We start from the raw sequence: 18,634 nt of genomic DNA on the forward strand, positions 1-18,634 counted from the left end.
AAGTTTACGTGAGGCCGCCGCAGAATCCTCCCGCCGACGGTACCGGTATCCGCCGCACCGTCTTCCGCCGACCCCGCTGGCGCCGTAAGCTGTGCGCTTCCCGCTACGCCGAGCCCTCATGATTGCCCTGATCCAGCGCGTGCTGTCAGCCGAAGTCGAGGTCGATCAGGAATGCGTTGGCGCCATCGGACCCGGCCTGCTGGCGCTGGTGGCGGTGCAGCCGGACGACGGCGAGACCCAGGCGCGGCGGATGCTGGAGCGACTGCTCGGCTACCGCGTTTTCGCCGACGACGCCGGCCGCATGAATCGCTCGCTGACCGATACCGGTGGCGGCCTGTTGCTGGTCAGCCAGTTCACCCTGGCGGCCGACACCCGCTCCGGCATGCGCCCAAGCTTCACTTCCGCCGCGTCGCCGGAACACGCCCGGCACTGGTTCGACCGGCTGCTGGAGCTGGCGCGCGCCGCGCACCCGGGGGTGGAAACCGGCCGCTTCGGTGCCCATATGGTGATCCGGCTGGTCAACGATGGCCCGGTGACGTTCCGGCTCGATACCGGCTGATGCGAGGCCTGCACCCTGCACCGGAAAACCACGCAAGGCCCCGATCTGGCGCGCTTTTTGCGTGGTCCATCCTGACGATTTCTCACTTGCAAACTGGTCAAAAAAGCAGCATATCGCTATAATGTCCGGTTCTTGAACCCCGCGGTGGTCGGTTAATGAATAGCAAAGCTCCCCACGAGCAACAGTCGGAAATCAAAGCACTCATCTCCAAGGGTCTGGAGCAGGGTTATTTGACGTACGCCGAAATCAACGACCACCTGCCCGACGACGTCGTCGATCCGGAGCAGATCGAAGACATCATGGCGGTGCTCAAGGGCGTCGGCATTGAAGTCCACGACGCCGCACCGGATACCGACACCATCGCCGATGGCGCCGCCCCCGGCAACACCTCCGGCGACGACGAAGCCGCCGCCGAAGAAGCCGTGGCGCTGCTCTCCGCCGTCGACGCCGAGGTTGGCCGCACCACCGACCCGGTGCGCATGTACATGCGCGAGATGGGCACGGTCGAGCTGCTGACCCGCGAAGGCGAGATCGCCATCGCCAAGCGCATCGAGGAAGGCCTGGGCCAGGTGCAGACCGCGCTGGCCAGCTTCCCGCTCACCATCGAGTTGCTGCTGGAAGAGTACGACCAGCACCTGGACGGCAAGCGCCGCCTCAGTGAAATCCTGGCCGGCTTCCTGGACCTGGAAGAAGCCGCCGACCTCGCCCGCAAGGAAAAGGAAGCCGCCGCCGCGCTGCTGCCCGAGCCCGATCCCAACGACGAGTCCGAAGGCGACGACGAGGACGAAGACGAGGAAGAGGAAGAGGCCGGCCCGACCGGACCCGATCCGGAAGAGGTCAAGCGCCGCATGGAGCTGCTGCGCGACTACTACGCCAAGTTCCAGAAGGCCGCGCCCAAGGCCGACAGCATCACCGACAAGAAGATCGTGAAGCTGCGCGACCAGATGGCCGAGGAGTTCCTGAAGCTCAAGCTGCCCAGCGCGCTGATCGACGGCTTCGTGCGCAAGCTGCGCGAGGTGGTGGGCGATATCCGCCACCACGAGCGCGCGCTGATGGACATCTTCGTCAAGCAGGTGAAGATGCCCAAGACCGAGTTCATCAAGACCTTCCCCAGCAACGAGGGCAACCTCGAGTGGGCGGCCGAGCTGAGCCGCAAGCGCCAGAAGTGGTCGCCGAACGTCAAGACCCATCGCGAGGCGATCGACGCGGAGCAGGAGAAGCTGGCCGCCATTGAGCGCAAGCTGTTCCTGCCGCTGATCGACATCAAGGACATCAACCGCGCCATGGCCAGCGGTGAGGCGCGCGCGCGCCGCGCCAAGAAGGAAATGGTCGAGGCGAACCTGCGCCTGGTGATCTCGATCGCCAAGAAGTACACCAACCGCGGCCTGCAGTTCCTGGACCTGATCCAGGAAGGCAACATCGGCCTGATGAAGGCGGTCGACAAGTTCGAATACCGCCGCGGCTACAAGTTCTCGACCTACGCCACCTGGTGGATCCGCCAGGCGATCACCCGCTCGATCGCCGACCAGGCGCGCACCATCCGCATCCCGGTGCACATGATCGAGACAATCAACAAGTTGAACCGCATTTCCCGCCAGATGCTGCAGCAGTTTGGCCGCGAGGCCACGCCGGAAGAACTGGCCAAGGAAATGGAGATGCCCGAGGACAAGATCCGCAAGGTGCTGAAGATCGCCAAGGAACCCATTTCGATGGAGACCCCGATCGGCGACGACGAGGATTCGCACCTGGGCGATTTCATCGAGGACGGCAACGCCAGCTCGCCGATCGACTCGGCGACGGAAACGGGCCTGATGGAAACCGTGCGCGACGTACTCGGCGGGCTCACCCCGCGCGAGGCGAAGGTGCTGCGCATGCGTTTCGGTATCGACATGAATACCGATCACACGCTGGAGGAAGTCGGCAAGCAGTTCGACGTCACCCGCGAGCGCATCCGCCAGATAGAGGCCAAGGCGTTGCGCAAGCTGCGCCATCCCAGCCGCTCGGAGCAGCTGCGCTCGTTCCTCGACGTGGAATAAGCGCTACCGCGCCATCAACGGAAAGCCCCGCCAAGTGCGGGGCTTTTTCGTTGGGCCGGAGCTCTTTTTGTAGGAGCGGCTTCAGCCGCGACGCTCTTCTTCGACCAGCGGCAAAAGCATCGCGGCTGAAGCCGCTCCTACAACAGCCGTCGGTGTGGAGTGCGGATCAGTCCCACGCCAGGCGGTACCACGCCGACAGCGTGGCGCCGGGCTCGAGCTGTTGCGCCGAGCCAAGGTTGAACGCATCGGGCGGGCCGCTCTGCGGTTCGACGCAGGTGGCGTGCGCCGGCTGGTCGTAGACCACCCAGTGGTCGCAACTCGACGTCAGCCGCAATTGCTGCGGCCCGCGCGCCAGCACGACCGGCTGCTCGTTGATGAAGCAATCGTCCCACGGCCCCGGCGGCGGCTCGGCCAACGGCAGGGTCGCCATGCCTTCGGCGTCGCGGGGGTAGAAACGCGACGGCTGGAAGTCGAGGCGATCGGGCTTCAGGAACCACGGATGCCAACCCAGGGTGACCGGCATGGCCTGCTCCCCGGCGGTCACCGACAGCGTCATGTGCAATTCCCGCTCGCGTGCCTCGATGCGCTGGTGGGCACGGCCGCCGAACGGCCAGCGGTGGTCGCGCGGCAGCGGCAGCGACATCGCCACATGCGTGGCCGAGTGCTCGTCCACCTGCCACGGCAGCAGCAGCGCCACGCCGTGGATGGCGTGATCGCCCAGGTTCACCGGCAACTGGCGGGGGCCGTGGAAATCGAATTTCCCGCGCCGTACGCGACCGGCCCACGGCAGCATGGGGAAGCTGCCCCAGGCGATCGCCGCCTGGTTCTGGGGACCGTAATCCACCAGCCAGGCGACGCCATCGAACATCACCTGCGCCACGCGCCCGCCGGCAACCGGCGCGATATCGACCGACAACGGCCCATGCCCGATCCGCAGCAGCGGCCCCGGCGCAAGCTCGGCAGTGACGTCGGTATCCGCCTGCTCAGCCGCCATACGGGTGCAGCGTCACGATGCGGCCTTGCTCGTCGTGCTGCAGCTCGGTCATCTTGATCGAGCGCAGATGCGTCACGCCGCCGGACAACAAGGCGTCGTGATAGAACAGGTACCACTTGTCGCCGAACGCGCAAGTCGAATGGTGCGTCGTCCAACCCACCACCGGGGACAGGATGCGGCCCTGGTAGGTGAACGGCCCGTACGGGTTGTCACTGGTGGCGTAGCACAGGAAATGCGTGTTGCCGGTGGAATAGGACAGGTAGTACGTGCCGTTGTAGCGATGCATCCACGGCCCTTCGAAATAGCGCCGGTCGTGGTCGCCCGCCAGCAGCGGCTTGCCGTGTTCGTCGAGGATGACGATTTCGCGCGGCGCTTCGGCGAAGCCGGTCATGGCAGCGTCGAGCTTGGCCACGCGCGGACCCAGGGCGGGTTCGTTCGCCGCCGGTTCCTCGTTCGCCTCGGCATAGGTGTTGTTGCGGTACTTCTGCAGTTGCCCGCCCCAGAGACCGCCGAAGTACATGTAGTGCTCGCCGTCCTCGTCGCCGAAGACCGCCGGGTCGATGGAGTAGCTGCCCTCGATCGCCTGCGGCTCGGGCTTGAACGGGCCTTCCGGGCGATCGCCCACGGCCACGCCGATCTGGAAGATGCCGTCGGGGCGCTTGGCCGGGAAATAGAGGTAGTACTTGCCGTTTTTGCGCGCGGCATCCGGCGCCCACATCTGGCGCTCGGCCCAGGGCACATCCTTCACGTGCAGGGCCACGCCGCAGTCGACCGCCTCGCTGTCGGGCGATGCCATGCGGAAGACGTGATAGTCCTCCATGCAGAAGTGGTCGCCGTTGTCGTTGAACGGTACGCCACCCTCGACGTCGTGCGACGGGTAGATGTAGAGCGCCCCGTCGAACACATGCGCGGAAGGATCGGCGGTGTAGATATGCGTGACCAGCGGCTTGGAGATCGCCTGCGCGGTGAGCGCCTGCACTTCGGCCGGAGTGGGGTTTTCCGGCACGCCGTCGGTGGAAGGGTTCGACATCAGACTGCCTCCTCGGCCAATCGCCGACGCTGCTCGAGCTCGCGCTCGATGCGCGACTCCATCGGCTTGTTGATTTTGTAGAAGAACAACAACCCCACGCAGGCCAGGAACGGCAGCGCGGCGTAAAGGCTGACCGACAGGCGGATGCCATCGACCGTGGCGGCGGCCTGGGTCGGCGCACCGGCCTCGTAGCCGTAGTGGGCAAGGAGGCCGGCAACCAGCGCGCCGCCGATGCTCAGGCCCAGCTTCAGGCCGCACAACATGGCCGAGAAGATGATCGCGGTGGCGCGGCGGTTGTTCTTCCACTCCGAGTAGTCGGCCACGTCGGCGGTCATCGCCCACAGCAGCGGGATGGTGATGCCGTAGAAGAAGCCGTGCAGGATCTGCGCGACGAATACCAGCCCGATCCGGTCCGGCGGAAAGGCCAGGAACGCCAGCAGGAACAAGGTGGAGACGAACAGCGCCGCGCCGAACACGTCGCGCTTGCCGAAACGGTCGGCCAACCGCTTGGAGAAGCCGATGCCGACGATCATGAAGATGATGCCGCCGGCGTTGAACAGGCTGAACGCCGAGGTCGCCGGGTCTTCCGGCCACTGGAACTTGGTCAGGCCAATGCCGGTGAGCAGCGCGTTGAGTCCGTCGATGAACCTGTTGAAGCCGATGCCATGCAGGAACGCCGCCAGCGCCGGTTCGTCCAGGTAATACTCGAAGTAGTAGACGTAGGTGCCGCCCTTCAACGCCAGCGTGGTGAACACCATGATGGTCAGCAGCAGCATGACCATCCACGGGCGGTTGCCGGCCAGGTCGGCCAGATCCTGGCGGACGCTGGATTTCTGCTCCGGCGCCGGGACGATGCGCTCGCGGGTGGTGAAGAAGGTGATCAGCAAGAACACCGTGCCGACCCCCGCGAACAGCAGCATCGCATTGTGGAAGCCCTGCACCTTGTCGCCGCCGCCGAGGATCAGCACCAGCGGAAGCAGCAGCGATTGCACCATCAGTTGCGCAACCATCACCGCCACGAAGCGATAGGACGACATGCTGTTGCGCTCGGCCATGCTGCCGGTCAGCACGCCACTGAGCGCCGAGTACGGCAGGTTGCTGGCGGCGTAGACCATCACCAGCAGGGTGTAGGTCGTGGCCGCGTAGATGACCTTGCCGCCCGGTGCCAGGTCGGGCGTGCTGAAGGCCAGCAGCGCCAGTGCGCCGAACGGGATCGCGGTCCACAGGATCCACGGCCGGAATTTGCCCCAGCGCGTATTGGTGCGGTCGGCCAGCAGCGCCACCACCGGGGTGAACACGAACGCTCCCAGCAGGCCGACGACGAAGATGATCTTGGCCGCCGTGCCGGCGGGAATGCCGAAGACGTCGGTATAGAAGAAGGCCAGGAACGTGATCAACGTCTGGAAGATCAGGTTGGCGGCCAGGTCGCCCAGGCTGTACCCGACTTTTTCCGTGACCGAAAGCCGGTCGGTGGCGCTACGCGTGGTTGTGGATGGCTTCATGATGGACCGCTTCCGCGCTGTCGCGCCTGAGAGGAGTGTCACGCCACCTTCGCCCGCTGCCTGGCGACCGCCGTGATGCATGCCTGGCGGCGCGTCGAGCGACGAACAATCGATGTCGCACATATGGCGGCCCGCTCGATGCGTCTGCGTCGGGCGGGCCGCCGGTGTCACTGCCGCCAATCTACGACATGGCGGTTTGTTGCGTCAGAAAGTATCGGGTACCCGCATGGCAAAGCCACCGGCCCCGCGCCACGGCGGCGGGGTCTGCGACGGATACCTGCACCGGATTCCCCCTTCCAACCCTGATATTCGCTTTTATTGTCGAGGGGTCCATGCAGTCCACCGCACACGGCGGGCCACCCTACTTATTTCAAAAAGATAGCGCTAACACTAACACCCCGCACGCTGCAAAGCAGCATTCGACGGGGGTGTCCGGATGTGGCATAAAGCGGTAAAACAAGTAGTTGGGTGAGGGGAGATTTCCACGGACGGCACAAAGGCAGCGACCTGCCCGATGGGGCGCTGTTTTCACTGGTAGCGCTATCACCGTCAGGATGACGCTGGGCCGGCTTGATGGGCACACACCAGACCGCCCATCAACCACGACGCGCCGCCATCGCGGCCGGCCTATCGCCAAGGGAGATCGACATGAACGCCATCGACGCTGCCACCACGCCGCCCGGGAAAGGGGGCCACTACCGCTGGCGCGTCTGCGCGCTGCTGCTGGCGGCCACCACGCTCAACTACATCGACCGCCAGGTGCTCGGCGTGCTGGCGCCGTTCCTGCAAAACCAGATCGGCTGGAACGAGATCGAGTACGGCTACATCGTCACCGCGTTCCAGTGCGCCTACGCCATCGGCCTGCTGTGCGCCGGCGCGATCATCGACCGCTTCGGCACGCGCATCGGCTACGCCCTCTCCATCGGTATCTGGAGCCTGGCAGCGATGAGCCACACGCTGGCCGCCAGCGTGTTGGGATTCGCGCTGGCCCGGTTCGCACTGGGACTGGGCGAGGCCGGCAACTTCCCGGCCGCGATCAAGACCGTTGCCGAATGGTTTCCGCGGCGCGAGCGCGCATTGGCTACCGGCATTTTCAACTCGGGCTCCAATATCGGCGCCATCGTGGCGCCGATGGTGGTGCCCCTCATCGCCGTGGCGTGGGGTTGGCAAGCGGCGTTCCTGTTTACCGGCGTGCTCAGTGCCACATGGCTGGCCACATGGCTGCTGACCTACCGGACGCCGGAGCGGCAACCCAAGCTGTCGCCGGCCGAACTGGCCTATATCCAGAGCGATCCCGCCGAACCGACCACCCGCGTGCCGTGGGCAACGATCCTGCACCACCGCCAGGCGTGGGCGTTCATCGTCGGCAAATTCATGACTGATCCGATCTGGTGGTTCCTGCTGTTCTGGCTGCCCAAATTCCTGCACAGCACGTATGGCCTGTCCCTGCTGGAACTGGGCCTGCCGCTGATCGCGATCTACGTGACCGCCGACGTCGGCAGCATCGCCGGCGGCTGGCTGGCCGGCTACCTGATCCGTCGGGGCTGGAGCGCCAACCGCGCCCGCAAGGGCGCGATGCTGGCCTGCGCCCTGTGCGTGGTCCCCATCGTGTTTGCGGCCAACGCCCGCCACATGTGGGTGGCGGTGGCGTTGATCGGGCTGGCAACGGCCGGCCACCAAGGCTGGTCGGCCAACCTGTTCACGCTGGCCTCGGATCTGTTCCCGCGTCGCGCGGTGGCCTCGGTGGTCGGCATCGGCGGCTTTGCCGGCGCGGTCGGCGGCATGTTGATCGCCACCTTCGCCGGCTTCCTGCTGCAGGCCACCGGCAGCTACGTGCCGTTGTTCATCATGGCCGGCTCGGCCTATCTGCTCGCCCTGCTGGCGGTGCACGCGCTGGCCCCGCGCCTGCAACCCGCATCGCTCGGCACTGCTCCCACCCACGCTTGATCCCCCAACTCGCCGGAGAGGGCCAATGAAATTGATCGAAACCTTCCTGGCCCACCTGTGGCGCGAGAAGGGGCGTGCGTATCTCGTCGACGGTCGCCGCCACGGACGGCCGGCGATGCGGTGGTTGCGCGGTTACGTGCGCGGCGTCAAAGGCCCAGCCAAATGAGCGTGCGGTGTCTTGTCTTCGCGGTTGTCGCACTGCTGGCAGGCACCAGCGTTCATGCGGCTACCGACTGCACGCAGCCAGCGGCCGTGTGCACCCACGCGGTGCCCGGCGCCACCACTTTGATCGAGGCCAATACGCCAGCGACCATCGTGGCCGATGCGCAGGATTACCCCGGCGTATTGCGCGCCGCACACGATCTGCAATCGGATCTTTCCTCGGTGGCCGGTGCGCAAGCGACGTTCACCACCGACACGCCGGCATCCGGTCACGCCGCGATCATCATCGGCACGCTGGGCCACAGCCCGCGCATCGACCGCATCGTGCGCGACAAACACCTCGACGTGAGCGACGTCACCGGCCGCTGGGAGGCGTACGCCTTGCAGGTGGTCGAGCATCCCGAACCGGGCATCGACCGCGCGCTGCTGATCATCGGTGCCGACAAGCGCGGCACCATTTTCGGTATCTACGAAGTGTCGCGTCGGATCGGCGTCTCGCCGTGGACATGGTGGGCCGACGTGCCGGTGACGCGGCGCGCGGAGTTGTATGCGGCGCCCGGCCGCTTCGTCGACGCGCCGGTGGTGCGTTACCGTGGCATCTTCATCAACGATGAGGAGCCCGCGCTCGGCGGCTTCGCGCGGGCGAAGTTCGGCGGCTTCAACCACAAGTTCTACGCCCACGTTTTCGAGCTGATCCTGCGCCTGAAGGCCAACACCTTGTGGCCGGCGATGTGGGGCAGTGCATTCGCCGACGACGACGCCGAGAACCCGGTGCTGGCCGATGCATACGGCGTGGTCATCGGCACCTCGCACCACGAACCGCTGATGCGTGCCCACGCGGAGTGGGAACGCTACGGTCACGGGCCCTGGGATTATTCGAAGAACCCCGAGGCGCTGCGCAAGTTCTGGCGTGGCGGCATCGAGCGCATGGATCACCACGAAAGCCTGGTCACCGTGGGCATGCGCGGCGACGGCGACGAGCCGATGACCCAGGGCACCGCCATCGGCCTGCTGGAACGCATCGTGGCCGACCAGCGCAAGATCATCGCCGACGTCACCGGCAAGCCGGCCAAGCAGACGCCGCAGGTGTGGGCGCTGTACAAGGAGGTGCAGGACTATTTCGACGCCGGCATGCGCGTGCCCGACGACGTGACGCTGCTGTTTGCCGACGACAACTGGGGCAACCTGCGCCGCGTGCCCAAGCTGGGCGACAAACGGTCGGGCGGCTACGGCATCTACTACCACTTCGACTACGTGGGCGGGCCGCGCAACTACAAGTGGATCGCCAGCAGCCAGATCGAGCGCACCTGGGAACAGATGCGGTTGGCCTCGGCCTATGGCGCCAACCAGTTGTGGATCGCCAACGTGGGCGACATCAAGCCGCTGGAATTCCCGACCAGCTTCTTCCTCGACCTGGCGTGGAACCCACAGGCAATGACGCTTGAGCGACTGGACGGCTATGCCGCCGACTGGGCCGCGCAACAGTTCGGCAGCGAACACGCCGCCGAGATCGGCGAGCTGCTGACCCGCTACACGCAGTACAACGCGCGACGCAAACCGGAGCTGTTGTCGCCGGAAACATTCAGCCTCACGAACTATCACGAGGTCGACCGCGTGCTGGCCGACTGGCAGGCGCTGGCGGACAAGGCGCAGCACATCGGCAAGGCACTGGGCGGCACGTATCACGACGCGTACTACGAACTGGTCGAGTACCCGATCCTGGCCAGCGCCAACCTCAACGCGCTGTACGTGGCGGTGGCGCGCAACCGGCTGTACGCGCAGCAGGGCCGCGCCTCGGCCAACGCATGGGCGAAGGAGGCCGAGCGTCTGTTCGCGCGCGACGCCGAGCTGGCGCGCGTCTACGAGCAGGACATCGCCGGCGGCAAGTGGGCCCACATGATGTCGCAGACGCACATCGGCTATACCTACTGGCAACAGCCCGAGCGCAACGTGCTGCCGGCGCTGTCGCGGGTGGATGTGCCGGCCGATGGCGTGATGGGCGTGGCGATCGAGGGCGACGCGCGTGCGCTGCCACATATCGCACAAAGCGCGAAGTTGGCGCCGCTGGAGTCGTACGGCGCCGCGTCGCAGGAGGTGGTGGTGTTCAACCGCGGCGGCGCGCCGTTCACCTTCGAGGCGAAGCCGTCGCAGCCGTGGCTGCGGGTCACGCCGGCCAGCGGCAAGGTCATTGATGCCAGCAAGCTGCGGCTGGACGTGGACTGGAAGGCGGTGCCACCGGGCACGCACACCGCCGAACTGTATGTGCGCGGCAGCGACGGCACCGAGGTGCACATCGACGTGCCGGTGCGGCGCGACGACACACGCATGAGCGGCTTCATCGAGAGCCGTGGTGTCGTGGCCATCGAGGCCGCGCACTATGCGCGCAAGGTCGATGGCGAGGGCGTGCACTGGACCACGATCCCCAACCTTGGCCGCACCGTTTCCGCGGTCACCGCCTTGCCGGCAACGGCGCCGAGCAACACGGCTGGCGGCAACGGTCCGCGTCTGGAATATCCGGTATGGCTGCAGCGCGATGGCGAGGTGGACGTGCGTGTCACCGTGTCGCCCACGCTCGATTTCCGCGGCGGCGACGGGCTGCGTTTCGGCGTCTCGATCGGTGACGAAGCGCCGCAAATCGTGACGATCAAGCTCGACCCCACGCCGGGTAAAGCGGATTTCATGGCCTGGAGCAAGGCCGTCGCCAACAGCGTCGATGTCGTGGTGTCCCGGCACAAGGCCAGGGCCGGCGCGCAGACACTGACGCTGTGGCGCATCGATCCGGGCGTGGTGTTCCAGCGCATCGAGATCGTGCGTGGCCCGCTGCGCGACAGTTATCTCGGTGCACCCGAAAGCATCCGCCGTTGATCACGCCGCCGTTCTCCCCTTTGCGAGGAGAATGGAGCCATTCCCCACTGCTGATATGCCATCGCCATGAGCCTTGCCGGAAATTCCTCCCAGTCAAAGCCGCTCGTCCTGGACGAGAACCGCCTGTTCGCCGCCGACCCCGCGCAGCGTGCCATCGCCCGCCGCCTGTATGCGCAGGTGGCGCAGTTGCCCATCGTCAGTCCGCACGGCCATACCGATCCGTCATGGTTCGCCGGCAACGCGCCGTTCGCCAATGCCGCGGAGCTGCTGCTGGTGCCGGATCACTACGTGTTCCGCATGCTCTACAGCCAGGGCGTGCCGCTGGATGCGCTGGGCATTCCGCGCCGCGATGGCACGCGCGCCGAGGTGGATCCGCGCGAGGCGTGGCGGCTGTTTGCCGAGCGCTTCCACCTGTTCCGCGGCACGCCTTCGTCGATGTGGCTGAACCATGTCTTCCATGAAGTGTTCGGCCTGCGCCAGCGGCTGGATGCGGGCAATGCGGACGCGTACTACGACGCCATCACCGAGGCGCTGCAGACCGACGCGTTCCGTCCGCGCGCGCTGTTCGAACGCTTCAATATCGAGGTGATCGCCACCACCGAATCGCCGCTGGATCCGCTGACCCACCACGCCGCGATCCGCGACAGCGGCTGGTCGGGGCACGTCATCACCGCGTACCGGCCCGACCCGGTGATCGACCCCGAACACGAGCAGTTTCCTTCGGCCCTGCAACGCTTTGGCGAGATCACCGGCGAGGACGTCCATACGTGGGAAGGCTACCTGCGCGCCCACCGCCAGCGCCGCGCCTTCTTCGCTTCGCTGGGCGCCACCTCCACCGATCACGGTCACCCAGATTGCACCACCGCGGACCTTCCGGTCGATGAGGCGCGCAAGCTGTTCGACAAGATAGTGCGCGGCCAATTCTCGGCAGTCGAAGCGGCCACCTTCCGCGGCCAGATGCTCACCGAAATGGCGGCCATGAGCCTGGACGACGGTCTGGTGATGCAGCTGCACCCTGGCTGTTTCCGCAACCACAACCAGGGCCTGTTCGAGAAGTTCGGCCGCGACAAGGGTGCGGACATCCCGGTGCGCACCGAGTACGTGCACGCCCTGAAACCGCTGCTGGACCGCTTCGGCAACGAGCCCAACTTCCGGTTGATCCTGTTCACCCTGGACGAGAGCACCTACGCGCGCGAACTGGGCCCGCTGGCCGGCCATTATCCGTGCCTGCTGCTGGGCCCGGCATGGTGGTTCCACGATGCGCCCGAAGGCATGTGGCGCTTCCGCGAACAGACCCTCAGCACCGCCGGTTTCTACAACACCGTCGGCTTCAACGACGACACCCGCGCCTTCCTGTCCATCCCCGCCCGCCACGACGTGGCCCGCCGCATCGACTGCGCGTTCCTGGCCAAGTTGGTGGCCGAGCATCGGCTGGATGAGGACGAGGCGGTGGAGGTGGCGGTGGATCTGGCGTATCGGTTGCCGAAGCAGGCGTACAAGCTCTAACAGGAACCCGCCATCTGTCCGTGCGGCTCGATCGGCATCCGTCGGTCTTCACCCGTAATGACTCAACCAAGGCGCAGAGACATGTTGAAAACTCTTTGGCGGATTGCAGGCGCGGCGGCCCTCGCCGTTGCAGCGCAGGCACAAGCGCAGCAGGCCACGCTGTCTCCCACGCCGCCGATGGGCTGGAACAGTTGGGATTCCTACGGCCTGACGATCGACGAGGCGCAGTACCGTGCCAACGTGGACGTGCTGGCGACGCGGCTGAAGGCGGCCGGCTACCAGTACGCCGTGGTCGATGAGGGCTGGTACCTGGCGAACCCGCAGGATGCCTCGAAGCCCGAGACACTGCATTACCGCATCGATGCCAACGGGCGCTACGAACCTGCGCTCAACCGCTTCGCCACGGCGACAGGGGCGGCGGGGTTCAAGCCGCTGGCCGACTACGTCCATGCGCAGGGGCTGAAGTTCGGCATCCACATCATCCGCGGCATCACCAAACAGGCCGTGGCCGGCAACCTGCCGATCGCGGGCAGCGCGTTCCACGCCGTCGATGCGGCGGACACCGGCGACACCTGCCCGTGGAATCCCGACAACTTCGGCGTGAAGGACAACGCCGCCGGCCAGGCCTGGTACGACTCGCTGATGCGGCAGTACGCCAGCTGGGACGTGGATTACATCAAGGTCGACTGCATCGCCTCGCATCCGTACAAGGGCGACGAGATCCGCATGATCCACCGCGCCATCGTGAAGACGGGGCGGCCCATGATCCTGAGCCTCTCGCCCGGCCCCGCGCCGCTGGAACAGGCCGCGGAGCTCGGCCGGAACGCACAGCTCTGGCGCATCTCCAACGACGTCTGGGACCACTGGGAGGACAACGGCGAGTGGTCACAGAACGTGAAAGCGCAGTTCGCCGTGATCGCGAGCTGGGCCAGCCACGTAAAGCCGGGCAACTGGCCCGACGCCGACATGCTGCCGCTGGGCTGGCTCGGCCCGGTCCCCGGCGAGGGCAAACCGCGCACCACGCGACTGACCCGCGACGAGCAGCGCACCCTGGTGACGCTGTGGTCGATCGCCCACTCGCCACTGTTCTTCGGCGGCAACCTCACCAAACTGGATGACTGGACCCAGGCGCTGCTGACCAACCCCGCGGTGATCGCGATGGACCAGCGCGGCGAAGGCCAACGTCTCGCGGGACAGGATGGGGCGGTCATCGCATGGACGTCGCATGCGGACGGGACGGACTACCTGGCGTTGTTCAACACCGGCGATACGGCCACTACGGTGAAAGCCGGATTTGCGAAGTACGGGCTTGCGCAGGGCAGCTATTCCGTACGCGACGTCTGGGGTGCGAGGAGCCTGGGCAAGCTGGCCGCCTTGAATCACGCGGTCGCCGCGCACGGCGTCTTGCTGTTGGAGTTGCGCCGGTGAGACCTGACGGAGTCAGGTTCACCTCCCTGACTCCGATCTTGCTCGTTTTTACCGGCAGCAGAACTGCCCTGTAGGAGCGACTTCAGTCGCGATGCCCTTGCTTATTTTTGTATTTCGTCCTCCTTCGGAACGCGTACCGCAGACATCAGGTTATGTTTCATTAACAAACTATGTAGTACAGTAACACCCATGTCGTGAGACAACACTCCCACCGCATGACCCGGTTCCCCTCCGGTTTCATGCATACAAAGATGGACCCCCCGAAACCCGCAGACTCCCCCTCTGCGGGTTTCTTTATGCGCCACTGTCAGCAACCCGCCCGACACGCATCGGCGGGCAGGCACAACAAAGCCGCCCGAATCGCTCCGGGCGGCTTTGTTTTTCAGCGGACGAATGCGTCAGTCGTTCGCAACATCCAACCCGCGACGTTCGAGCAGCGGCTGGATTTTCGGCTCCTGGCCGGTGAAGTCATGGAACAACTGCAGTGCGTCCTTGCTGCCGCCCTGCGACAGCAGGGTCTGGCGGAAGCGGTCGCCATTGGCGCGGGTCAGGCCGCCGTGGGTCTTGATCCATTCGACCGTGTTGGCATCCAGCACTTCGGACCAGATGTAGGCGTAATAGCCAGCCGCGTAGCCGCCCATGATGTGGCTGAAATACGGCGTGCGATAACGCGGCGGCACCGGCGCGTAGTCGGTGCCGTTGGCCTTCAGTGCAGCCGCCTCGAACGCCATCACGCCATCGGCGGCGGGGATCTGGTCGGCGCCGAGCTGGTGCCAGCTCTGGTCCAGCATCGCCGCGCCCAGGTATTCGGTGGTGGCGAAGCCCTGGTTGAACTTGGAGCTGGCCAGCACCTTGTCGAGCAGCGCCTTCGGCATCGGCTCGCCGGTCTGGTAGTGCTTGGCGTAATTGGCCAGCACGCTGGGCCAGTCGGACCACATCTCGTTGACCTGCGACGGGAACTCGACGAAGTCGCGCGGCACGCTGGTGCCGCTGAAGTACGGGTATTCCACGTTCGAGAACATGCCGTGCAGCGCATGACCGAACTCGTGGAACGCGGTGGTCACCTCGTCCCAGGTCAGCAGGGTCGGGCCATTGGCCGGCTTGGTGATGTTGAGGTGGTTGGCGACGATCGGCAGGTTGCCGGTCAGCGCCGACTGGTCGACGTAGGAGTTCATCCAGGCACCGCCGCGCTTGGACGGACGCGCGTACATGTCGGCCAGGAAGATCGCCAGCTGCGAGCCATCCGCGTTGAACACGTCGTACACCAGCACGTCGGGGTTGTAGACCGGCAGGTCGGTGCGCTGCTTGAAACTGAGGCCATAGAGCTGGCCGGCGGCGTAGAACACGCCGTTTTCCAGCACGTTCTTCATCTCCAGGTACGGCTTGAGCTGGCTCTCGTCGAAGTCGTATTTCTCGGCGCGCACCTTCTCGGTGTAGTACGCCCAGTCCCACGGCTCAAGCTGGAACGTCGGCTCGCCCTTCGCCGCCTGCTCCTTGTCGATCATCGCCTGCAACGCTGCGCCCTCGCGCTTCGCATTGGCCACGGCCGGCGGTGCCAGCTGGGTCAGCATGGCATTGACCGCTTCGGGCGTCTTGGCGGTTTCGTCGGCCAGCACGTAGGCGGCGTAGGTCGGATAGCCGAGCATCTTCGCCTTCTCCGCACGCAGCTTCAGCATCTGCGACACGATGGCGGTGTTGTCATATTTGTTGCCGCGGCTGCCGCGGGCCACCGAGGTCTGGTGCAAGCGCTCGCGCAGGGCGCGGTTCTGCAACTGCGCTTCCGGCGGCTGGCCGGTGGTGTTGAGCAGGGCGATGACGTACTTGCCGTCCAGGCCCTTCTCCTTCGCGGCAGCGGCGGCCGCGGCGATCTGTTCGTCGGTGAGGCCGGCCAGCTCTTCCTTCGTATCCACCACCACGGCCGAATCGTTGACCTCGGCCAGCACGTTCTGGCTGAACTGCGTGCCCAGCTTGGCCTGCTCGCCATTGATGGTCTTCAGCCGCGCCTTGTCGGCCTCGGACAGCTTGGCGCCGGCGCGCACGAAATCGGTGTGGTAGCGCTCGATCAAGCGCACGCCTTCGGCGTCCAGGCCCAGGCTGTCGCGCGTGTCGTACAGCGTCTGGATGCGCTCGAACAGTTTCGGGTTCAGCGCGATCGCGTCGCGATGCGCGGCCAGCTTCGGCGCGTATTCGGCCTGGATCGCCTTGCGCGCATCGTTGGTGTCCACGCCAACGAGGCTGAAGAACACGGTCGAGGTGCGGCTCAGGATCTGCCCGGATTTCTCCAGCGCGAGGATGGTGTTGTCGAACGTCGGCGCTTCGGCGTTGTCGACAATTGCCGCCACTTCCTTCAGCTGATCGGCCATGCCGCGGTCGAAACCGGGCGCGAAATCACTGTCCTTGATCTTGTCGAACTGCGGGTAATGCAGCGGCAGTGGGCTTTCAGCGAAAAACGGATTGCTGCTGTCGGTGGCGACTGCCGGGCTCTGCGCCTGGGACGTGGCGGATTCGTTCTTGCCGGATGCGGTATCGGTACAGCCGGCCACGGAGCCGGACAGGGCTATGGCCAGGGCCAGCGCGACGGGATGTTTCATGGAGGACTCTCGACGTGGGCAAACCCCGATCGTACCCAATGCGCCTGCGGATCACCCATGACTAAAGGCATGAAATCAACGAGTCGGAAATCACGGAGTCAGGTCTGGCGACGCAGTGTCTGCAGATGGCCGCCGGCTTCGGGGCCTATTTCACACGGTCGGACGCATCGCCTGCGGAACCGAGGGGAAGTCCGAATGCAACGATGCCGGACTCGACCATCCTGGCCCCGGGAGGGAATGAGCCGTAGCTGTTCAGCAAAACCTTCAGCGCCGTCGAACCGCACTCGCTTACGCACGCGATCCGCTATTGGCCCAACCACTTCGGGAAGGGCTGGCGGCACCCGATCCGTTGCAGCTCGGCATCGTTGCGGAAGCGGACGGACGGCTGCTGGATGCCGACGGCAATCCCCAACCCGGCCTCTACGGCATCGGCTCGCCATTGCGCGGAAACCTGTGGGAATGCACGGCCATGCCCGAAATAAGGGGCGCAGCGAACCGGCTGGCACAGACATTGACCGCAGCGGGAGACACGCCCGGCAGGCAGGCTGTCTCGCAAGCGTGAACTCTGTGACATGCAGCCGTATGGACGTCCATATGGAAGCGCTTCCGCAGGTGTCTCCTGCCCAGTGCCGGTTGCGGATACGCGCAACCGCAGGCCAACGCAGGCTTGGGGCCAAGCCTTCCGATCAACGAAATGAGGGTTGAAACGAGGGGCCGGGCTCATTGAACCGATTTGGCTATCATCGGTGGTGAATCCGAGCCTTTTCAGCAAACTGGTCACCACTGGAGCAGTACGATGTCCCACCCGCGAATCCCACGTCGCCTGATGCTTTCCCTGACGTGCACCCTCGGCCTGGCACTGGTCGCCTGCGTGCTGCCCGCGTACGCCGCGGATGCGCCGGCCACCACGCTCAAGCAGGCGTACGCCAATGACTTCCTCGTCGGCACGGCCGTCAATGACGACATCGTCAGCGGCAAGGACGCGGCGTCGCAGGCGTTGGTGCTGAAGCATTTCAACGCGATCACGCTGGAAAACGCGATGAAGGTCGAGGTGGTGCATCCGCTGCCCGACCAGTGGGATTTCAAGGCGGCGGACGCGTTCGTCGACTTCGGCCGGAAGCATCACATGTTCATCGTCGGCCATACGCTGGTGTGGCACAACCAGACGCCGGACTGGTTCTTCGAGGACGCCGCCGGCAAGCCGCTGCCGAGCAAGCAGCTGGCCGAGCGCATGCGCCAGTACATCGAGAAAGTGGCTGGGCGCTACGCCGGGCGCGTTGACAGTTGGGACGTGGTCAACGAGCAGATCGGCGATGACGGCAACTACCGCGACACCACATGGGTGCGCGGCATCGGCGACGGCGACGAGTTGATGCGGTTGGCCTTCAGCAACGCTGCGCGCTACGCGCCGGATACCGAGCTGTACTACAACGACTTCAACGCGTGGCGCCCGGCGAAGGTTGCCGGCATCGTGCGCATGGTGAAGATGCTCAAGGCCCACGGCATCCGCATCGATGGCGTCGGCATGCAGGGCCACTGGGGCCTGGATTATCCGTCGCTGGAGGACATCAAGGCGGCGATCGATGCGTATGCCGCCGCCGGGGTCAAGGTGTCGATCACCGAGCTGGACGTGGACGTGCTGCCGCTGACCAAGGAGGGCCAGATCATCGGCCAGGGCATGACCCACCCGCAGTTCCAGTTGCCGGAGTTCAAGAAGTTTCTCGACCCTTACCGCGACGGCTTGCCTGCCGCCGTGCAGCAGCAGCTGACCGACCGCTACGCCGAGCTGTTTGCCCTGTTCCACCGCGAGCGCGACAAGCTGGAGCGTGTGTCGGTATGGGGCGTGACCGACGACATGTCGTGGAAGAACGGCTACCCGATCCCGGACCGCACCAACTATCCCCTGCTGTTTGATCGTCACCACCAGCCCAAGCCCGCGCTGGATGCTGTGCTGGCGATACCGCTGCGACATTAGGACGCAGTCGTACGGCAAGTGCGCGCGATGGCGCCACCG

The 18,634-nt window shown here is 65.5% G+C and carries 13 protein-coding genes; 9 read left to right on the forward strand and 4 right to left on the reverse strand.

The genetic code is table 11. The features are described 5' to 3' along the window. The first annotated feature begins 118 nt into the window (after window positions 1-118). Window positions 119-559, forward strand: coding sequence for a D-aminoacyl-tRNA deacylase (gene dtd / locus ASD22_RS11295; RefSeq protein WP_056083138.1), 441 nt, complete (start codon window positions 119-121; stop codon window positions 557-559). 155 nt (window positions 560-714) lie between these two features. Continuing rightward, the gene (gene rpoD, locus ASD22_RS11300; RefSeq protein ID WP_056083141.1) at window positions 715-2,595 is read left to right on the forward strand and encodes an RNA polymerase sigma factor RpoD; all 1,881 of its coding nucleotides are present in this window, start codon (window positions 715-717) and stop codon (window positions 2,593-2,595) included. Between the two features lie 166 nt (window positions 2,596-2,761). Here rpoD and ASD22_RS11305 read toward each other — a convergent pair whose 3' ends face one another. From ASD22_RS11305 to ASD22_RS11315, 3 genes are read right to left on the reverse strand one after another with little or no spacing between them, the layout of a single operon-like run. Beyond that, window positions 2,762-3,589 carry an aldose epimerase gene (locus ASD22_RS11305; RefSeq protein ID WP_056083144.1) on the reverse strand — a complete coding sequence of 276 codons (828 nt, stop codon included), beginning with the start codon at window positions 3,587-3,589 and terminating at the stop codon, window positions 2,762-2,764. Then, window positions 3,579-4,619 carry a glycoside hydrolase family 43 protein gene (locus ASD22_RS11310; RefSeq protein WP_056083146.1) on the reverse strand — a complete coding sequence of 347 codons (1,041 nt, stop codon included), beginning with the start codon at window positions 4,617-4,619 and terminating at the stop codon, window positions 3,579-3,581. The genes ASD22_RS11305 and ASD22_RS11310 overlap by 11 nt, the downstream gene beginning before the upstream one ends. Beyond that, the gene (locus ASD22_RS11315) at window positions 4,619-6,121 is read right to left on the reverse strand and encodes an MFS transporter (protein WP_056084222.1); all 1,503 of its coding nucleotides are present in this window, start codon (window positions 6,119-6,121) and stop codon (window positions 4,619-4,621) included. Before ASD22_RS11315 ends, ASD22_RS11310 begins: the two co-directional genes overlap by 1 nt. Window positions 6,122-6,769: 648 nt before the next feature. Between ASD22_RS11315 and ASD22_RS11320 the strand changes: the two genes are divergently transcribed. The 5 genes from ASD22_RS11320 to ASD22_RS11335 all read left to right on the forward strand — a co-directional run bounded on the left by ASD22_RS11320 (window position 6,770) and on the right by ASD22_RS11335 (window position 14,029). Then, the gene (locus ASD22_RS11320) at window positions 6,770-8,068 is read left to right on the forward strand and encodes an MFS transporter (protein ID WP_056083149.1); all 1,299 of its coding nucleotides are present in this window, start codon (window positions 6,770-6,772) and stop codon (window positions 8,066-8,068) included. Between the two features lie 25 nt (window positions 8,069-8,093). Next, a complete protein-coding gene (locus ASD22_RS16745) occupies window positions 8,094-8,234 on the forward strand; it encodes a hypothetical protein (RefSeq protein WP_200946353.1) in 141 nt (46 codons plus the stop codon). Next, window positions 8,231-11,095: a glycosyl hydrolase 115 family protein gene (locus tag ASD22_RS11325; RefSeq protein ID WP_056083152.1), complete on the forward strand. Its 2,865-nt coding sequence runs from the start codon at window positions 8,231-8,233 to the stop codon at window positions 11,093-11,095. The genes ASD22_RS16745 and ASD22_RS11325 overlap by 4 nt, the downstream gene beginning before the upstream one ends. A gap of 66 nt (window positions 11,096-11,161) precedes the next feature. Continuing rightward, complete coding sequence (gene uxaC / locus ASD22_RS11330) at window positions 11,162-12,601, forward strand: glucuronate isomerase (protein ID WP_056083155.1); 1,440 nt, start codon at window positions 11,162-11,164, stop codon at window positions 12,599-12,601. 81 nt (window positions 12,602-12,682) lie between these two features. Beyond that, on the forward strand, window positions 12,683-14,029 hold the full coding sequence (locus ASD22_RS11335; RefSeq protein ID WP_056083158.1) for a glycoside hydrolase family 27 protein: 1,347 nt from the start codon (window positions 12,683-12,685) through the stop codon (window positions 14,027-14,029). A gap of 398 nt (window positions 14,030-14,427) precedes the next feature. Here the strand turns inward: ASD22_RS11335 and ASD22_RS11340 are convergent, their stop codons facing one another. Beyond that, window positions 14,428-16,620: a M3 family metallopeptidase gene (locus ASD22_RS11340; RefSeq protein ID WP_056083161.1), complete on the reverse strand. Its 2,193-nt coding sequence runs from the start codon at window positions 16,618-16,620 to the stop codon at window positions 14,428-14,430. 307 nt (window positions 16,621-16,927) lie between these two features. Here ASD22_RS11340 and ASD22_RS16750 point away from each other — a divergent pair, with 307 nt between their 5' ends. Both ASD22_RS16750 and ASD22_RS11345 read left to right on the forward strand, forming a co-directional pair. Beyond that, window positions 16,928-17,182 carry a hypothetical protein gene (locus tag ASD22_RS16750; RefSeq protein ID WP_156458998.1) on the forward strand — a complete coding sequence of 85 codons (255 nt, stop codon included), beginning with the start codon at window positions 16,928-16,930 and terminating at the stop codon, window positions 17,180-17,182. A 264-nt stretch (window positions 17,183-17,446) separates the two neighbouring features. Beyond that, entirely contained in the window at window positions 17,447-18,595 is a 1,149-nt protein-coding gene (locus ASD22_RS11345; RefSeq protein WP_156458999.1) for an endo-1,4-beta-xylanase, read from the forward strand. Window positions 18,596-18,634 lie beyond the last annotated feature (39 nt).

Source organism: Rhodanobacter sp. Root480 (assembly GCF_001426645.1).
GTDB classification, from domain to species: domain Bacteria; phylum Pseudomonadota; class Gammaproteobacteria; order Xanthomonadales; family Rhodanobacteraceae; genus Rhodanobacter; species Rhodanobacter ginsenosidimutans.